The 17,456-nt window shown below is 34.6% G+C and carries 16 protein-coding genes; 2 read left to right on the top strand and 14 right to left on the bottom strand.

The window, feature by feature from the left end:
* Positions 1-189 precede the first annotated feature (189 nt).
* Complete coding sequence (locus tag BMW36_RS19075; protein WP_089744111.1) at positions 190-1,179, top strand: aromatic acid exporter family protein; 990 nt, start codon at positions 190-192, stop codon at positions 1,177-1,179.
* Positions 1,180-1,341: 162 nt separating this feature from the next.
* Here BMW36_RS19075 and BMW36_RS19070 read toward each other — a convergent pair whose 3' ends face one another.
* The 13 genes from BMW36_RS19070 to BMW36_RS19015 form a co-directional block, all read right to left on the bottom strand.
* Positions 1,342-2,427: a saccharopine dehydrogenase NADP-binding domain-containing protein gene (locus tag BMW36_RS19070; RefSeq protein ID WP_089744109.1), complete on the bottom strand. Its 1,086-nt coding sequence runs from the start codon at positions 2,425-2,427 to the stop codon at positions 1,342-1,344.
* Positions 2,428-2,510: 83 nt separating this feature from the next.
* Entirely contained in the window at positions 2,511-2,843 is a 333-nt protein-coding gene (locus BMW36_RS19065) for an ArsR/SmtB family transcription factor (RefSeq protein ID WP_425431960.1), read from the bottom strand.
* A 261-nt stretch (positions 2,844-3,104) separates the two neighbouring features.
* On the bottom strand, positions 3,105-3,602 hold the full coding sequence (locus BMW36_RS19060) for an isochorismatase family protein (RefSeq protein WP_245711748.1): 498 nt from the start codon (positions 3,600-3,602) through the stop codon (positions 3,105-3,107).
* A 10-nt stretch (positions 3,603-3,612) separates the two neighbouring features.
* On the bottom strand, positions 3,613-4,251 hold the full coding sequence (locus tag BMW36_RS19055) for a helix-turn-helix domain-containing protein (protein ID WP_089744105.1): 639 nt from the start codon (positions 4,249-4,251) through the stop codon (positions 3,613-3,615).
* 180 nt (positions 4,252-4,431) lie between these two features.
* Positions 4,432-5,265 (bottom strand): STAS domain-containing protein, encoded by an 834-nt coding sequence (locus BMW36_RS19050; protein ID WP_089744103.1) that lies wholly within the window; start codon positions 5,263-5,265, stop codon positions 4,432-4,434.
* A gap of 296 nt (positions 5,266-5,561) precedes the next feature.
* Entirely contained in the window at positions 5,562-7,010 is a 1,449-nt protein-coding gene (locus BMW36_RS19045; RefSeq protein ID WP_089744101.1) for a carbon starvation CstA family protein, read from the bottom strand.
* Positions 7,011-7,335: 325 nt separating this feature from the next.
* Positions 7,336-7,470, bottom strand: a complete 135-nt coding sequence (locus BMW36_RS20785) for a hypothetical protein (RefSeq protein ID WP_281243081.1) — start codon at positions 7,468-7,470, stop codon at positions 7,336-7,338.
* Positions 7,471-7,525: 55 nt separating this feature from the next.
* Positions 7,526-7,960, bottom strand: coding sequence for an EcsC family protein (locus BMW36_RS19040; protein WP_245711747.1), 435 nt, complete (start codon positions 7,958-7,960; stop codon positions 7,526-7,528).
* A 377-nt stretch (positions 7,961-8,337) separates the two neighbouring features.
* The gene (locus BMW36_RS19035) at positions 8,338-9,408 is read right to left on the bottom strand and encodes a PDDEXK family nuclease (protein WP_089744099.1); all 1,071 of its coding nucleotides are present in this window, start codon (positions 9,406-9,408) and stop codon (positions 8,338-8,340) included.
* A 103-nt stretch (positions 9,409-9,511) separates the two neighbouring features.
* Positions 9,512-12,142, bottom strand: coding sequence for a DEAD/DEAH box helicase (locus tag BMW36_RS19030; RefSeq protein ID WP_089744098.1), 2,631 nt, complete (start codon positions 12,140-12,142; stop codon positions 9,512-9,514).
* Positions 12,090-13,367 carry an EH signature domain-containing protein gene (locus BMW36_RS19025; RefSeq protein ID WP_089744096.1) on the bottom strand — a complete coding sequence of 426 codons (1,278 nt, stop codon included), beginning with the start codon at positions 13,365-13,367 and terminating at the stop codon, positions 12,090-12,092. The genes BMW36_RS19030 and BMW36_RS19025 overlap by 53 nt, the downstream gene beginning before the upstream one ends.
* A complete protein-coding gene (locus BMW36_RS19020; protein WP_089744093.1) occupies positions 13,367-14,038 on the bottom strand; it encodes an OmpA family protein in 672 nt (223 codons plus the stop codon). The genes BMW36_RS19025 and BMW36_RS19020 overlap by 1 nt, the downstream gene beginning before the upstream one ends.
* Positions 14,035-15,831, bottom strand: a complete 1,797-nt coding sequence (locus BMW36_RS19015) for a hypothetical protein (RefSeq protein WP_245711746.1) — start codon at positions 15,829-15,831, stop codon at positions 14,035-14,037. Before BMW36_RS19015 ends, BMW36_RS19020 begins: the two co-directional genes overlap by 4 nt.
* Positions 15,832-16,384: 553 nt before the next feature.
* On the opposite strand from BMW36_RS19015, the gene BMW36_RS19010 reads away from it, so the two are divergent.
* Complete coding sequence (locus BMW36_RS19010) at positions 16,385-16,813, top strand: hypothetical protein (protein WP_089744088.1); 429 nt, start codon at positions 16,385-16,387, stop codon at positions 16,811-16,813.
* Positions 16,814-17,136: 323 nt separating this feature from the next.
* On the opposite strand, the gene BMW36_RS19000 is transcribed toward BMW36_RS19010, so the two are convergent.
* Positions 17,137-17,456 (bottom strand): integrase core domain-containing protein (locus BMW36_RS19000; RefSeq protein ID WP_139180344.1); only part of this gene is annotated, 320 nt, incomplete at its 5' end.

Genomic DNA, 17,456 nt, shown 5'->3' with positions numbered 1-17,456 from the left:
TTACAACACATGCAGGCAGTGGAATGTAATTTGCGTGTTCTTCTAAAGATAACCTTCTTATACATTGATTCTTCGGAAATACTCAGACTAACTTGCTGTATCGCTTTGGTTTTTAACCTCTGCCATTTAGATTATAATAAAAGTACGTCTTTACTGCATCTCATGAAAAGAGGAAGGGAAATAGAGTATATGTTTAACATCATAGGTTATCGCACACTAAAAACTGCTGTAGGTGCTGCCCTTGCCATATTCATAGCAGAGCAGCTGCAGCTTGATTTTTATGTGTCAGCAGGAATTACCGCGATACTTTGTATATCAGTGACAAAAAAAGACTCCCTCAAAGCTTCATGGCAGAGAATCGTTGCATGTGTTATTGGCTTGGCTTTAGCGACAGTCATGTTTGAATTTCTCGGTTATCATGTTATCGTGTTATGTGCATTGCTGCTCTTGTTTATTCCGATAATCGTGTATTTTAATGCAAAAAAAGGAATTGTGACAAGCACGGTATTCATGCTCCATCTCTACACACTGGAACAAGTTACACTTGATATTCTGCTCAATGAAATCTTGCTATTATTGATTGGGGTAGGAGCGGCATTGCTAATGAATACATATATGCCAAGCAATGAAAAACAAATGCGAAACAACCAACTAGAACTCGAGCAATGTTTTCAAAAAGTCTGGTATGAATATGCACGCTATTTACGGGGAAATGTCACGGACTGGAGCGGGGAGGAACTAATAACTGCTTCCAATAAAATTGATGATGGGCTTGCACATGCGCTAAAGGCGAGTGATAACCATTTGTTTCGTTATGATGATTACTTTTATCATTATTTTAAAATGAGAGAAAAACAGTTCGAGATTATGGAACGTATGCTACCGTTGATATCAACGCTTGATCAAACAGTCGTGCAAAGTCAAAAAATAGCTGAATTTATGGAGGAGTTGAGCAAGGCCGTCCATCCGGGCAATACTGCAATCTTTTATTTAAACCGACTGCATGAATTGACGGAAGAGTTTCGGGAAATGGAGCTTCCAAGTTCCCGGAAAGAATTCGAAGTACGATCTGCATTATTTCATTTATTGTATGAGATAGAAAATTATTTAACCATTAAGAAAAAATTTAAACCAGAGCCGGAGCGAACCAACGGTGATAAAGGCTGTAGGAATATGTGAGCCTCTATCACCTAAGAATTAAAAGTTTTTGCTATCATTATGATTATCTTTTTTGAAACCACAGGTGGTATGTTCAATCCTCGACCGTATTAAAGTAGGTAATTATTCACCCTGCGATTCCATCATCGCAATTTAGAATACTTTTCAATAATTTCTATGAGATCAAACGACCGTTATATTGACGCCATTTTCTGTGAAGAATTGATTGATAAATGGCGAATCTATAGAGCCCTCTTCCAATTCTTCCGGAAAATATATTTTTGCAGATAATGGCTTTGTCTTTTCCTGTAGTACTTTTTCTGCTTGGATGACTGCTCCCAGTGCAGTGAGATGCGTTTGACCTAGCGGGTCTGAAATGGTAAGTGTACTCTCTTTCTTGATATTATCATGATCCAATCCTTTTGCTTCAATGACAATCTGATGTGCATCACCATCTCCTGGATTGTATAGCATGCTTTTACGAAGTGATTTGAATGATTTTCCGCTGATAAGTTTCCATATACCTGTTGCAACTAAGAAACGTAGAGAATATGTGGAGAATTTATGATTAAATGCAATTCGTACATTGACTGAATCTGCATTTAATGTTTTTGGAAGTGTGTAATGATCAGGTGTATCTATCCTATAGCATTTTGTACGAAAGTTATTTGGAAATTTTACATGTGCCGAATCAGTCAAAGGATAAACTTGACGCTGCATCCTATTTTCAGTAATCTCAAAAGGAACAGATAAACGATCCATATATTCAATTGAATTTGGACCCGCTTTGTCCGCAATGGAGAGAAGGATATTTATATTAACCAGATGAACATCTTTAAATGAAGCTGTCGTGAACCTAGAAAATAACGCAGCTACACCACCCATCCACCCTGAAGATAAAATCACTGGTGAATGCAGTTTCATTTTGTCCAACATGTGTATGGAATCCTTCATATGTTCTGTCCAACTTGTAATATCAATAATAGGTATATGCTTCTCGACTGCAGATCGTAACAAATAATGCTCAGGATCGTTGACAGCATTAATAATCAATGTCAAATCTCTTCTCACTTCCTTTAAAGGATCTTTTGAAAGATTGTCTATCTTTACTGCATGAATACTACTATCCTCTTCAAATAAACCTTCTGCTTTCCCCGGATTGCGTCCACCAATAAAAATTTCAAGATCATCCTGCTGATTGCGTAAAATTTCGGCAATTTGCCTTCCTACTACACCATAACCGCCTACAATTAATACACTCTTTTTCATATCAATTCCCCCATTAATAATCATTCGTTTAAACGTTTAAACATAATGAACAAAATATAAAGAGACCTTAGTGTCTCTTCTAACTATTTTAAGCACCCTTCTTCTTCAATCAATTTAATGAGTTGTTTCATTAATGCAACCACATCATTAATTTCCAATCGATAAAACATTTCAGTACCTTTCTTTTGTACTTGGACTAATCCTGCTTGTTTTAGAATTTTTAAATGATGGGAGATGTTTGGTCTAGACATTGGTATACTCTCTGCAATCATCGTTACATTTAATGATTCATTCTCAATTAATAACACGATAATCTGCTGTCGTACAGGATCTCCCAACCCTTGAAAATAAGGACTTAACTGTTGGAATATCTGCAGTGTACTATGTTCTTTAGGTCCCTCTGTTAGTTCATTCAAAAAATTCCACCTCAGTATTTGGTTTATATGTTTAAACGTATTATATTTTAAAGGGGAATTAATTGCAACTGTTTTTCACTTAAAAGGTAAGCTATCTTTTTCTTCTAATTATTTTTTTAAGTTACATAAACTTCTCTCTATTCTTGTTTAGCTTTTTTTAGGATTTTATTTCAGAGTATAGGACCGCCTTTACTTATGTATGGTTCACCACGCGCAAATTTTAAGGGCCATCCTTTACGTGTGGCCCTTTGATATGCGGATCTAAGCTTTAAATACCACCTGACTCGATGGCAAAATGGAAGCGAACTGCTGTAGCAAATGATGATGATGACGTATGATCTGTTCAGCTGTTAACTCATCGGAATTGAAGGTGCTAGTACAATCACTAGCCAACTCAACTTTATACCCGTAGGAATAAGCTCTTTTCACTGTTGTATCTACACAGTAATCTGTCTGAATACCGCATATCACCAAGCCCTCGACTCCATTGTTACACAGCAGCATATGAAGATCCGTTTCATGAAAGGAGTCTGCATGATACTTGATAATAAGGAAATCCTCTGGTGCAGGTGCAACCGGATCTACGATTTTCCATAATGGTTGTTCAACAGACCGGGGCCCTGTCGTCTCCGTGTGCAATACATAAAATATGGGTGATTGGGCTTCTCTAGCCCTCTCGATTAAAAGTTTTGTATTCATAATTAGTCTTGCCTCATGATAAAGGGGCTTGCCTCCATAATCTTTCCAAACAAAAGGCATTGTTTGCATATCAATGATCAGTAATGCTTTTTTCACCTTTTTGCCCCTTCCTCCTCTTAGATCTACCCATATCGTAATGAAACAATCCATGTTGACTGCAATGGAAATACAGGGTTCCTCCATACTGCTTAGGGAAGCGTGTGTCGGCATCTTGTTCCGGATATAACTTGATGATAAGAACTCTATCAATCGATACATAAGCTATAAAGGAGATATAGTGTTCTTTGCTCATCTCATGCTTCAAGGTGACGTAATAATCATTCTCTACTTCTTCAACCGTTATATTATGCTCTTCGTTTACTGGATTAGCTTGCAACGGTTCTAAAATTCTATCGCAGCAGGAAAGATTGATTCCGCCTGTACTTGTTATCACGTTACCACAGCCCTTACATGAGTACCATTTCATTCGTCCCATACTTCCATTGTCTTGATCATTCGGCCGTAATTCCCCCGCTAATATTTTCTCAATATTCACACCAAGTATCTCAGATAAGCGACTCAATAAGGAAATATCCGGACACCCTATACCACGCTCCCACTTCGAAATCGCTTGCTCGCTCACATTCATAAGAAGGGCTAGATTTCGTTGGGTCATATTCTTTTCTTTTCGAAGGCTTTGTATTAACCGCCCTACCTTTGCACTATCCATTAAATTCACCTCCAGTTCTAGCGTATATTGTAATCTCCCTTCTAACAATAAACGCACCGTTTAGTACAGAAATATTATTAAAAAAGTACTGTCACCGATGAGTGAATTATAGTATTGTACCATTCCATGGAATAGTAAAAGTAAAGGATATTGCCAAAGAAGTGCTTATTTATTTAAGGGTTAAATATTAACCACCTTAATTGCTTTGGATAAGGAGGAATTTATGCTGATTTCATTGAAGTTCAAACCTAATTGTATCGCTGTTTGTGCAATTTCAGGGCGAATACCTGATAGATGCGTTTTAACACCGATAAGTGATAATGACTCAATTAATTGGAAAATTTGATGGGCAACCATAGTATCTATGACAACAACACCTGATAGATCTAATAATAGATGATCGATATTTAAGCTAGCACAGTCTTCTAGAGTTTTTTCAAGTAATATTCTCGCTCTGTTAGTATCTATTTCGCCAACTAAAGGTAGCAATGCAATATGGTTATCTAAAGCAATTACCGGGGTACTTAATTCAACTATTAATTTTTGTTGAGCAACGAGTTTTCTTTCAGCATTATCGTTATATTCTTTTGTATACCACTCAATTACTTTCCCCATTGTATCCGTTATCAGATTATTTAGATTGAATATTTCATCTAAAGAATACTGACTTTTATTTAATTTGAAGTACTCATTTAACAACTTTTGATATTGGAGCTGAGTTTCATGAAATTCCCTAATAATCTCATGAATAGGAGTGTGGCCATGCGCTTCATCGTGAGCAATCTTAATAATCCAACTCTCTAAATTATCCATAAATTCACCTTCATCACACCGGAATATTTCTATAAATAATTGGTGAAATTCATGGTTCTGTTCTTTGACAGCAGCAATAGTATCTTCTGAATCAGACGAGTATACACCTCTTGAACCAGTTTTATCTAATTTGTTATACCACTGTTCAGTTAGTTCTCTTGTTTTACTATTAAAGAAATCATAGATATTATTTAACTCCATTTTAACGCCTCCCAAAAACCAGCAAAATTCTACTACATATATTCTACACCATTTCTATAACAAAGTAATATTTCAAGCACTTTGCATATCTGCACTAAATGCTTCTCTCGTCTGTTTCTTTGCGTCTTTAATCACCTCTTACAAATAGGAGAGTGAGAGATATACCTTAACTACTTTTGTTTCGATATTGATTAATACAAACAGAGTTATTTGGCGGCAAAGAATACCAAATAACTCTGAATATTTTTTAAAAGGCAATGCCTTCTTGCTTTGTTTAAAGATAGAAATAGCCATCACTATCCTGCTTTCAGCTCTGTATCTCCATAATTGCTTGCTCTTTTATGTTTAATAAGCTGCCATACAAACCATGCTAGTACAGCTGCCCAAATAACCATTCCTAAAATCAGAGAAATACCATAGTCGAGGTTAAAGCCTTCCGGTGCATAGAAGAAATAAGTACTCACTACTGCTGTCATAAATAAAGCCGGAATACTGCAAATCCAATGAAACTTATTATTTTTCACTAGGTACATGGTTGCCGTCCATAACATCACCGCAGCAACAATCTGATTCGACCCGCCAACATAGCGCCAGAGAAAGCTATAATCAATCGTCGTTAGATATAGCGTAGCACCAGCAACAGGTATGGTAAGTAAAGCTAATTTCCTCTTCCCATTAAAATCTTTTTTTGTCAGTTGTGTCAATACTTCCGCCAGCATCATTCTAGAGGAACGTAATGCCGTATCACCTGTGGTAATTGGGAGAACTACAATACCTAAAATGGCGATGAACCCGCCAAATGCACCTAACGTCGTTATACTAATTTCATTAACGATCCCAGCTGGACCTCCTGCATCCAGTGCTGTTTGCAATGCACCCGTACTGCCAAAAAAGGTCATCCCTGCTGCTGCCCAAACCATAGCAATGACGCCTTCACCAATCATAGCTCCATAAAAAACTTTTCTGCCTTCACTTTCTTTTTTTAAGGTTCGAGCTAAAATGGGACTTTGCGTACTATGAAATCCAGAAATTGCCCCACAGGATATGGTTACCATTAATAATGGCCAAATCGGCAAATCTCCTGGGTGTAAATTACTTAATGTTAAATTTGGAATTGGCTGATCAAAAAAGAAGAACATTCCAATACCAATTGATACAGCCATAAAAATTAAGATAGCTCCAAATATAGGATATACTCTTCCGATTATTTTATTGATTGGTAGAATCGCCGCAAGTATTAAATAAGCAAAAATAATTACCAGCCAAGTCGTAGTGTTAAGTGGCGTTATTTGCGTAAGTAACTGGGCAGGTGCTGCAGTAAATGCTGCTGCCACTAAGACCATTAATATAATCGAAACAATCGTTGTAATGAATTTCATTTTACCACCCAAATATTTACCGACAAGTGTCGGAAATTGAGCTCCATTATGTCTAAGTGATAACATCCCTGAAAAGTAATCATGTACTGCTCCAGCAAAAATACAACCAATAACAATCCATATAAATGCCACTGGACCATATAACGCGCCCATTATGGCACCAAATATCGGACCGGTTCCAGCGATATTCAATAGTTGAATTAAACTCGCTTTCCACCAACTCATGGGCATATAGTCAAGACCATCATTGTTAGTATAAGCAGGCGTTGAATCCTGGTCATTAATGCCAAAAATTCGTTCAACCACCTTACCGTAAACAATGTAGCCCACAATTAACAAAACAATAGATGCTATAAAAGTAACCACCGCTGAAACCTCCTTTTTTTAATAGTGAAATCTAATAATATAGGGAACGGGAGGAAAAAGCAATGGGGTTTTCTAAATTTTCAGACAATTAATTTTTCTGATAGGTAACTCTATATTTAAGTCCATTATTCATTACATTGGAAGTCTACTATATTCCATTAGTTATGAGAATAACTCTCACTTCAGGTTGCCTTTATTAAACGAAAAAGGCGCCAATGTAACATCAATATTAGTATATTGGCTTGGTTTCCTCATATAAATTAATATTTAATGAGCATGGGATAACTAGCTGTTTTAGTCTGTTTATTATCATTTATGTTATGGTTTAAGCAAAAACCTTTTTGGCTGTCTTACCAATTGTATTAGTTCCTATTCCATCTACAGCCCCCCCAATTATGCCACCAACTAAAGGAACCGCTTTTCCTAAATTGACAATTCCCTTCTCACCAAACTTTGTCACTAAACGAATTCCCACTGCTTTATTTACTGCTTTAATTACCTCACCAGGAATCTTTTTAATTGCCTCTTTGGCTAGGAGCTGTTCCTAGTTTTACTCCAGCCTGTTTCAAAATGTCTGCTGCTGCTTGTCCAGTTAAGCACACAAACACAAATGTCTTAACTTGGTCATCTTTTAAGTCGTAACCCCTCATATGAGCAATAGTTGCAATCATCCTAATTTGAACATACATAACAGATGCAACATTCGCAGGAATGGCAACAGGCAAAGTAATTAAACCACCTAGTCCTGTTAGAAAACCACTTGTTACACCTTTAGCATTTTGCCAACGTATTAAGCTATCAATGGCATTATCAACAGAGGGATGTTTTCTTATATAATTTTCTGCTAACTCAGAGGCTGTTTCGATTCCTGGTAAACCATTCACAGCTTTTTCATATGCCCAATCTAATAATTGGGTTATCTTGCTTTCTGTTAAATTATTTTTCGACAAATTTTCTCTCTCCCATGATATATTTATTGTAATTTTAGAAAAATAAATAATATTACACTTTTATTGCTTTCCCATTTTCATTTAGCAATTACATAAAGCTAAGGGGCAATATAATCTTATCAATAAAACATATCAAAAATATATAACTTAGCAATGTTTCCAGCAACACGTATAGCGAGACTTCAAAAAATCCTCTTGCATTAATTCTCATCTGGAGGGAGTCATTTTCATATTCTACTTCTGTATCATATAATTGATCATAAAGTTGGTTATCAAGGATAGTTATGAAGACATTCCTATTGATTGAAGGTAGGTAAAAATATTCGACTCTTCAAACAAAAAATTTGAAGCTGAAGTTGAATCTGTAATAGTACGTTTTATAACTTGCTCTCCAAAATATTTTTGAAACAAATAAACTTCTCTAAATAGATGTCTGTATATTGTTGAATATCCCTCTCATCTTCAACAGGAATAATTAAATTTATCGAATACTTCTCACTACTTCTTTTACCGCCCTGTTCGAACTCAACAACCAAATCCAGCTCTTTTTCCAATTCTTCTCCATACATTTCATAGAAATTAGTTAATATTTCTTGTCCTTCTCTTTTATATGACTCGATTGATATTCCAAGTTCCCTCTTTCTCTTACCATAGCCAAATATAAATTTTAGTGGCTTCCTGAGAAATTGCCTGCCAATAATATATGATCTAGTACCACTATAACTAACATAATAATCAGTAGTACGATTTATTTCGTTTGCAACCACTTTTAAAAATGTTGATACATCACTATCAACATTAAGTTTGTTTTGTTGGTTACGTACCTTCTTATTTATGTAGTAATCCTCTAAACGATATGGTGGAACGATTTGATTTACATCAATAATGATTTTATCTTCAATCTTAAATGATTTTATTGAAACACATTTCACATTAATATTATTCTCATTTAACCAGGCGCACACTGATAGAATTCTTTTATCTATGTCTTTTCCAATCACTATAATTCTTTGTGTAGAATTTAAGATATTATTTAATTCTTCTTTCTCATCTAAATTTAAAAAGGATAATATCTCATCTAATGCATCTACATTTATATCATTCTTTTTAATATAATCTTTATAAATTTCTAATATATCACTTGGGCTTAAACGAGAACAATATGAGGCGTATTTTAATGCTTGAAAATCAACATGTCCGCCAGTGTTATCTCTTTTAACCTCAATTATCACAAGACTTCCATCCTTATCAATTGCTAATAAATCTAATCTTTCATTTACTTCGAACTTATCATATTCATGTCCAATAATTAATAACTCTTCACCTAAAATATCAGGATTTTTCCTTATCCATTCTTCAATATGCTCACGTTCTTTTATATCATTGGCGAAGAAAGTTGTCTCATTTATCTCATCTAATTGGTTATCACTTTCATTTACTATGTACATACATTTTCCTCCTTAAATCATATTATAGTAATTCAAAACATTTAAGAAAAAAATTAGCTTTAATCAATGTTAAAGTGATATTCTGTGTGCCGCTCATTTGTGGTTAGCTTTTTATATTATCATCTTTAACTAAATTATTCCATAACTCCTGTTGTACCTCTTTAGCATTAAATGGAACGATTACATTCTCTGCAAGTTCTTTCTTACTTTCTAGCAGATCATGCATCAGTTCTTCTACAGTACCTTGAGGAAAGTTTTCTGAGTCCTTTGTTATTATATGATATACAAATACATCCTTTTGCTGTCCTATACGATATGCCCGATCAGTCGCTTGATTTTCTACAGCTGGATTCCACCATCTTGTATAATGAATAACATGATTTGCACTTGTGATTGTTAAACCTACACCAGCAGCTTTAGGTGAAAGAAGCATTACTCCAAATCCACTAGATTCATTAAAATGTTGGACAACAGCTTGGCGATTTTTAGTATCTCCATCAATTATGGGGATAGAAATACCATAATGTTGCATAAAGATTCTCTTTAAAATGGAATGGATTTTACGAAACTCCGTAAAGATAATAGCCTTTTCCCCTTTTGCCCTAACCTCATCCAATATCTTAATAACTTCATTCAACTTTGGAATTTGATTTACTGCCAATGTTTCATAGTCCGGAATAACTACACCCGGGTGTCCATATAGTTGACGTAGACGCATAAGCATATTTAAGATGGCGATTTGCCCGGTTTCTTTTGTCTGAAGCATTGACTCTGCAATTGATTTTTGTACAGGGGAAGCCTCAACAGTAATTGGAGGTCTCACATGTTTTTCTGGTAAGCGATCTTTCATCACTTCTTCTTTTGTTCTTCTTAAATAATAAGGTTGAAGGGTTTGTAATAATTGATTATATTCATTTGTCTCGACGTATTTGGCTCTGAACTCTCGTAAAGACTCTAAATAACCTGGTTGAACAAAATCCATTATAGACCATAGCTCATCTAAACTATTTTCAACAGGTGTACCTGTCATTGCAAGTCTAAATTCAGACTGCATTGCACGTAAAGCCCTTGAACGCTGGCTCGTATGTGATTTGGCATTTTGTGTCTCATCACATATTATTGACTGAAAAGCTACTTTTCCTAGTATTATTTGATCAATTTTTAATGTATCATAGCTTGTGAAAACTAGATCATACTGAGCAATCATTTTAGATGACTTTAAACGAGTACTCCCCCGATGAACATATATACTTTTCATCAATTCTGGAGCAAACTTTTCAATTTCTTTAATCCAATTTTCAATTAAAGCAATAGGTAAGACGATCAATGTTGGCTTAAGCAAGCCTAATTCGTTTTGGTATAGGAGGTACGTAATTACCTGAATTGTTTTCCCAAGGCCCATATCATCAGCTAAAAGTCCTCCTCTTCTTTGGTTAGCAAGGTGGCAAATCCACCTATAACCCTCTAGCTGATGATCAAATAACTCTGCTCGTAGCCCTTTAGGTATAGGATAAGATCTTGTACCAAGTAATTCTTTAGGATCCACCTTATACTCAAGTTCTTCTTCGTTTTTTGCAATATCTAGTTCATATTTTTGTTTTAACTTATTCTCCTCCTCATCATCCACTGCTTCAAGTAACGTTTTTCTTAATATAGGGTCAAGATATATCCATTTTCCATCATGTTGTGCATATTGTTTGTTGGGGTTTTGTTCCATTAAACCTTTTAGAAATTGTTCATCATACGGAATGTGCTGGTTTGTTTCATAATCAAACCAACCCATACCAGATCCTTCAGTAAACACCGGCCGCACTCTTTCAATCGGTATTAACCCTTTAACTCTGTCAGAAAATAATTCAAGGTCAAACTGATAATCATGCTCTGGCAAAACTGCTGACGGATTATCAATAAAGATAGGAACTTCCTCTCCAGTTATATGTCTTTTTTCAGATATTTTTTTTACATCCTCGGTAATCTTGCCATTACGAACATAACGTTCCCGCTTCGTTCCCTCCTTAAAGCTTGTTACTGATGAGACTTGATTTAACGCATAGGTTTCTTGTTCAGTAGCACCACTAGGAATTAATTCAATGTGGTCTGGACTATGGATCTTTATATCAAGTTCGTATTGATCAAGAACTCTATACTGTTCTTCCTGCAGAAAATTCTCTAAACTTATATTTGCGTCTATCGCAGCTTTTTGACATACTCCAATTTTTTGATAACCAGACTCATATTGTATATATAGAGCTTTCTTTAGCTCATATACTTTTTTAGGTAACAATTGATAGTTTCCTTCAATTTCAAACAGCGCTCCGTACTCTTTGCCTACTCGACTTAGATTACGGCCATCCTTCATATATAATTGTAAAGATAAATTTCCGTCATTCGGTAAAGAATCTAATCGTAATTCACCAGTAAGCTCTAATTCAGAAACAGGTAAGTTCAAGGATTCTACAAGATCAGTACCCTCCTCAGAATTTAATAATTCATAGTAATTTTCGTATGTTAAATAACCATTTTTCAAAAGACCAGTCTCATATAACTCTTCCCAAGAAACATAATTCAAAAATCCTGGCAATTTATAATACTGTTCTATCTCTATTTTCGACAGTGGTAAATTTAACTTTTCTTCCTTACTACCCTCTTGAATTATCAAGCCCATTTCTATTCCTCGGTGATTAGGCTTCAAAATCATCTTCATCTCTTTCTTTTTCTTTTTGAGCAAGAACATGTTTATTCACCTCCCAGCCAAGTTGATTTTTTAACCAATCATCGAATTTTGCTTGCCAACGATTTCTTGGAGAGTGTTGTAACCATCCACCCTTAACTATCCTTGATTTATCCATTAACTCTGGTCTTTTGACTTCCTTTGGTTGTATCCAAGAATTCTTATATTTCTCTTTTTCTTCAAGCATCCTAGCAATCTTGGGCTGAAAAAACTGGTTAAATACCCTTGTTTCATAAACATACACAGCCCCAACATCTAATACTTCCATTACCACAACATTTGAAAAATACATCACAAGTGTTTTCTTTTGATCCGTAACCACGACATCCTCTAAATTTACAATGAACTTTTCCCAGTATTGAAAACGTTCATGACTTTTATTTACTTGTCCAAAAAACTCTCGTAATTCTAACTTTAGTACCCATCGTGCAAAGCGTTCCTTTTCTTCTTCGCCCACATATCTCCATAATTCAGGTTTTCTTCTATATGTTTTCAGTTTCTCGAAAATGACATTTCTTCCAAGCTTTTTCACTCTATTTAAGTTACATTTCTTTATAAGACTATCAGCCATTTTCTGTTGCTCTAAATTTGTCCCTTCTTCGAAGTATTTTTTATATAGCTTTTGTTCTTTAATAAAAAACTCTTCATCAGCAATTTCTAACGTATCTAAAAGCACATATTTAAATAGTGGTAGATTTTCAGTTAAATAGAAGGACTCAAGTTCATCTATAAAGTCTTGCTCTCCTTCATAAGCACTTTTTGCTAAATAACTAATTTGTTGTTTGCTTTGTAAAAAAGAACGCCACTGTTTAGATTGATGCTTATCCATACGCCGTTCATTTGAATCCAAATGGGAAACGTATGCAAATCTTATTAAAGGCCACAGCCCATCAACATCGCAAGTTTTATATAAAACATCGACTAACACTCTAAACGAACGACGCTGATCTTTTATTTGATTTTTATAAAAATCTAAAAGCTTTTTCTTCCAAATCTCTTTTAATTCTTTCTTATAGACATAGGGTAGCAGTAATCTTTGCTTTTTATCAAGACGACTTATCCATAACTCAAAATCCTTCTCTTCTAATGTTTGAACAATTGCAAATTCTTGTTTTAAGCTTTCAAGTTTCCCTTCATATTTCTTGGATACCTCGACATCACGCATCTCAATATTCCTTTTTTCTCTCATCCAAGTCTTCAACTGGAATGGTTGGTATTCAAATTTCATTACTCATTCACCAACTTATGAATAGCATTAATAGACTCATCATCCTTTAAACGAAAAAGAAATTCAACACGCCGTGAGCTATCTGGATCATAGACTCCATTTTCATCAGTAAGAGGTTTACTGAAACTCCTCCCATTTCCAGTAATATATCCTTTTGATAACTCTTTTTGTTTAAAATCAGGAGCTTCATCACTATATATATACTCCAAAACTGCAAATGCTCTTTCCTGGGAAAGACCCATATTATACATATATGACCCCTCATTATCCGTATGTCCTTCAATAATCACTGTAGAGATTTCATCAAGAAATCGCTCTTGCAACAGAATGCCTAGATATTTTGGGACAAAGTCTTTTAAAAAAACCTTCCCTTGCTCCGATATCTCAGATGAATTTGTTTCAAATAATATACTCCCTGGGAAACGAATCGCTCCTGTTTGTTGATCGATCTCAATTGCGACATTAGATTCTTCAAAGGCTTCCGTTAAGGCTTTAATTATTTCCGTTTTAACACTAATTACCTCTTCGATTTGTTTTTCTTTCTCTTCCAGTAATTCACGATAATCCAAAATAACTAATGTTAAGAGAAGTGCAAAAACCATCAGCATGGCACTCATTAAATCCGCATAGGACATCCAGTAGTTCACTTCTCCTTTTCTTCTATACCTCATTGTTTTATCACTTCTCTATTTCGATTTAATGCTTCTGCCAAATCATCTAGTCCATCAACTAAGTCTTCTTGCATTTCCCCAAAATGGTTAATAAAACTACTTACTTGGTTCACAGCACTTGTTAAAGTCCCATCAAAATGTTCATATGTTTTACTCAACCCATTATCAATATTTTCAGAAAAGTTCTTTAAAGACGTATCAAGACCTTCTCTGGTGGATTCAAATTGCTCTTTCACTGAACTCCAATTTAGTTGCATGGTTTCAATTTGTGTCGTCATATCATACATATATCCTTTGGTTGTCTCTAAAGCACCTTCTATTCTTTCGTTGGTTTGACTTCTCAGGTTAACTAGTTCGGGCAAAATTTCATCCTGCAATTTTTGTGTCTCTTGTAGTTGGTTCTTTAAGGTATCTATAGTACTAACTACACCTTTTAAATCTGGAGCAATTGGTGTAAGATTTGCCACTACCTCCTTAACACTACTGAGTAACTGCTCTGACTCATACATTGATTCCTTTTGAAGTTTCAATGACTTCGCAAACCGATCAGTCATATCTCTATATGTATTCGTCATACTTGTAGAAACAGTAATAACTTCATTTAATAAATCTTCATGCTTCTTTTCAATTTTTTCATTAAATGATTTAAAGCCTTCAGTTAGATTCTCATATTTATCAGCTAATGATTGATTACTCTTCATAACGTCCTGCTGAACAGGTAACTGCTGTTCAGTCAATTGTTGTATTCTTTGAATCGTATCACTTAAACTTGTCATATTTACTGAGGTGTCTTGATAACTATCTCTCATCTGCTCTAATTCTTTACTCATATTTTCAAATTGACTAAACATACGATAGGTTTGCTCTGTTGTCTGTGATTGCTTTTCCTCGGTTTTTACAAAACTATCTACAACTTGATTTAATGTGCCTATCATTTGCTTTTGCATATTCTGCGTTTCATTCATTAATGAACTAAATTGAGAAATTGACTCTTGAGTACCACCTGTAATCTGTTCTACAAGTCTATTTGTCATATTAGAACTATTATTTTTAGTTAAATCAATTTGTGATTGAAGTAAGCCTGATTGATTCTGCATTCCTTCACTTATTGAACTAAATTGTTCATTTAATTGTGAAAACGCATCTTGCATTTGTCCATTTGATTGCTGCATCTGTGCGACCATTGGTTGCATTGCCTTTTCCATTGCATCAGTCAAAAGTGTCTTCATGTGATCTGCTTGTTTTCGTGATATTTTCTCTAAACGATTTAAAAATAATTCTTCATCGTCTGTGTTTAATAAGTAATCCATTTTTTCAGTATGCCAGTCAATATCAGTATCAAGTTTCTGACTTACAAATCGGTCAATAAAAGTCCAAATTAAAGAAAGGAATACTCCAAATACTGAAGTGAAAAATGCGATTTTCATTCCATCAATTAAACTACCGATTCCAGTTCTTAATGCTTCTGTATCACCTACATGTAAATCAGAAAGTCCTGTTGATAATCCAACAAAAGTACCTAAAACCCCTATACTTACGCATATTCCGGGACCTGCATCAATCCATGATCGATATCCCATGTGGTGATACATTACCTCAAATCCAAAAAATGGCTCCACTCGTATTCGCTCATCCTCACTTTTTTGCGAAACACGACTATAATAACGATCCCATAATTCTTTATAACGTGATTTCTTAACCATTGAAAAAATATCATTAATTTCGCTATCGATAGAAGATGCATTTTCTCTACTTTTGGTTACACCCCCTATTTGTGACTTGATCTTCTTCATTACTCTGATCTCTTTTGAAATTTTATACAATGTAAAACCCAACATTAATACAAAAATTGCAAATTGAATATACAGATATAAATTCGTAAAACCTTCTAATCCTAAATTTTTGATATATAAGAATATGTCCTCAAATAAAGAAAACAAAATACCACCCTTTTCGACTATTAAACTTACGTTTATTGTATATCAAATTACCTACAAAAGAACTATATTCGACAAAACATGTCATAATTCGCTCAGAAGCACTTAAAAGGAAAAGAAGTACACTCTTGAAGAAAACACGTAGTACCTCTTTTAATCTCAAATCTCCATTTATTTATGATACGGTTCACCGTGGTGATTTAAGAGGCAAAGAAATGACGATGATTATAATAAACGATAAGATACTCGTAATCATAAAGATTTCCCATCTTGTTCATGGATGGGAAATCTCTACATACCAATAATTAATCTTCCTGTAGCAATGTTCAAATAAAACTCATATTATAAAGAAGGGTTTTTTATAATAAATGTAGAATATATTTATATATAAATGATTGGGGGGATTCTTATGCTCATGACTATTGAGAAAAGGAATGATTTGGTTAAACCAGAAAACAAGTTAGAGAGACTCTATTTCACAAATTACCTAAGCCAAATAAAAACAGCTATTGAGGAATCAAATGTTAATGATTCTCTCGATTTAGATTTATTGATAAGTTTTCTTAAAAGTGGAGAAGAACACTCAAAGGGAAACTATGTTCAATTTCCATTACTGACAACCACTGAGATTTATTCACTAATAACCAAGTCTTTAACAACAGAACAAATTATACAAAATTCAGTATCGGAGAATTTACAAATCATTATTTCATATTTAGAAAGGTTAGATAATCTTTCAGAAAAAGAAAAAGGAATATTAGTTAGTTTTCTCTCAAATATAATAAACAATTTAGATATGCCATTAATTGAACCTAAAAGGAATTATTTCGATTGGTAACTGCTACTGACCAATTTTTTAATAATACAATACAATTACACCACGATCAGGCCTACGCTTTACACAAACAAATTGAGAAATTAAAACTAACTAACTATCCTACAAATAATGATTTACACTTTATTACTGAATGGATCTACGTCAAGTTTCTGGACACAAAAAGATTAAGTTTTTTGCACAACAACCATTCATGGAGTGTTCCACATCCCAATTAGATTGTCAAAGTGAAAAGAGCCTTTGACAATCTAATTGGGACGTGGAGAAAGAAACCCATGGATGTTGCGCCAAAAAAATGTGAAGGGAATAACTTCCTCACCCATATATTAAGCTGCTACACGACACATTTTTTCATACTCATCGGGTGTGACATAACCGATGCTGCCATGAATTCGTTTGCGATTATACCAGCCTTCAATGTACTGAAATAGGGCTATTCTCGCAGTCTCAAAGTTTTCATATTGGGTTCGATAGACTTCTTCTTTTTTCAGGGTGGCGTGAAAGGATTCAATGCAAGCATTGTCATAGGGACATCCTTTCCGACTGAATGACGCAATCATTTCGTGGTTTTTTAGTTGTTCTTGAAATGCTTCACTGGTGTATTGCGTACCTAAATCGGTATGAATAATCAGACCTGGTTCTGGCT

This window comes from Gracilibacillus ureilyticus (genome assembly GCF_900111195.1).
Taxonomy (GTDB): Bacteria; Bacillota; Bacilli; order Bacillales; family Amphibacillaceae; genus Gracilibacillus; species Gracilibacillus ureilyticus.
This window is presented reverse-complemented; position numbering and strand designations above follow the sequence as displayed.

Bases quoted from the DNA above. Each gene is read 5' to 3' on its own strand.
- BMW36_RS19035 (WP_089744099.1), bottom strand. From the start codon at position 9,408: ATGTACATAGTAAATGAAAGTGATAACCAATTAGATGAGATAAATGAG.
- BMW36_RS19070 (WP_089744109.1), bottom strand. From the start codon at position 2,427: ATGAAAAAGAGTGTATTAATTGTAGGCGGTTATGGTGTAGTAGGAAGG.
- BMW36_RS19050 (WP_089744103.1), bottom strand. From the start codon at position 5,265: ATGGAGTTAAATAATATCTATGATTTCTTTAATAGTAAAACAAGAGAA.
- BMW36_RS19055 (WP_089744105.1), bottom strand. From the start codon at position 4,251: ATGGATAGTGCAAAGGTAGGGCGGTTAATACAAAGCCTTCGAAAAGAA.
- BMW36_RS19060 (WP_245711748.1), bottom strand. From the start codon at position 3,602: ATGCCTTTTGTTTGGAAAGATTATGGAGGCAAGCCCCTTTATCATGAG.
- BMW36_RS19075 (WP_089744111.1), top strand. From the start codon at position 190: ATGTTTAACATCATAGGTTATCGCACACTAAAAACTGCTGTAGGTGCT.
- BMW36_RS19020 (WP_089744093.1), bottom strand. From the start codon at position 14,038: ATGAGGTATAGAAGAAAAGGAGAAGTGAACTACTGGATGTCCTATGCG.
- BMW36_RS19015 (WP_245711746.1), bottom strand. From the start codon at position 15,831: ATGAAGAAGATCAAGTCACAAATAGGGGGTGTAACCAAAAGTAGAGAA.
- BMW36_RS19030 (WP_089744098.1), bottom strand. From the start codon at position 12,142: ATGTTCTTGCTCAAAAAGAAAAAGAAAGAGATGAAGATGATTTTGAAG.
- BMW36_RS19025 (WP_089744096.1), bottom strand. From the start codon at position 13,367: ATGAAATTTGAATACCAACCATTCCAGTTGAAGACTTGGATGAGAGAA.
- BMW36_RS19010 (WP_089744088.1), top strand. From the start codon at position 16,385: ATGCTCATGACTATTGAGAAAAGGAATGATTTGGTTAAACCAGAAAAC.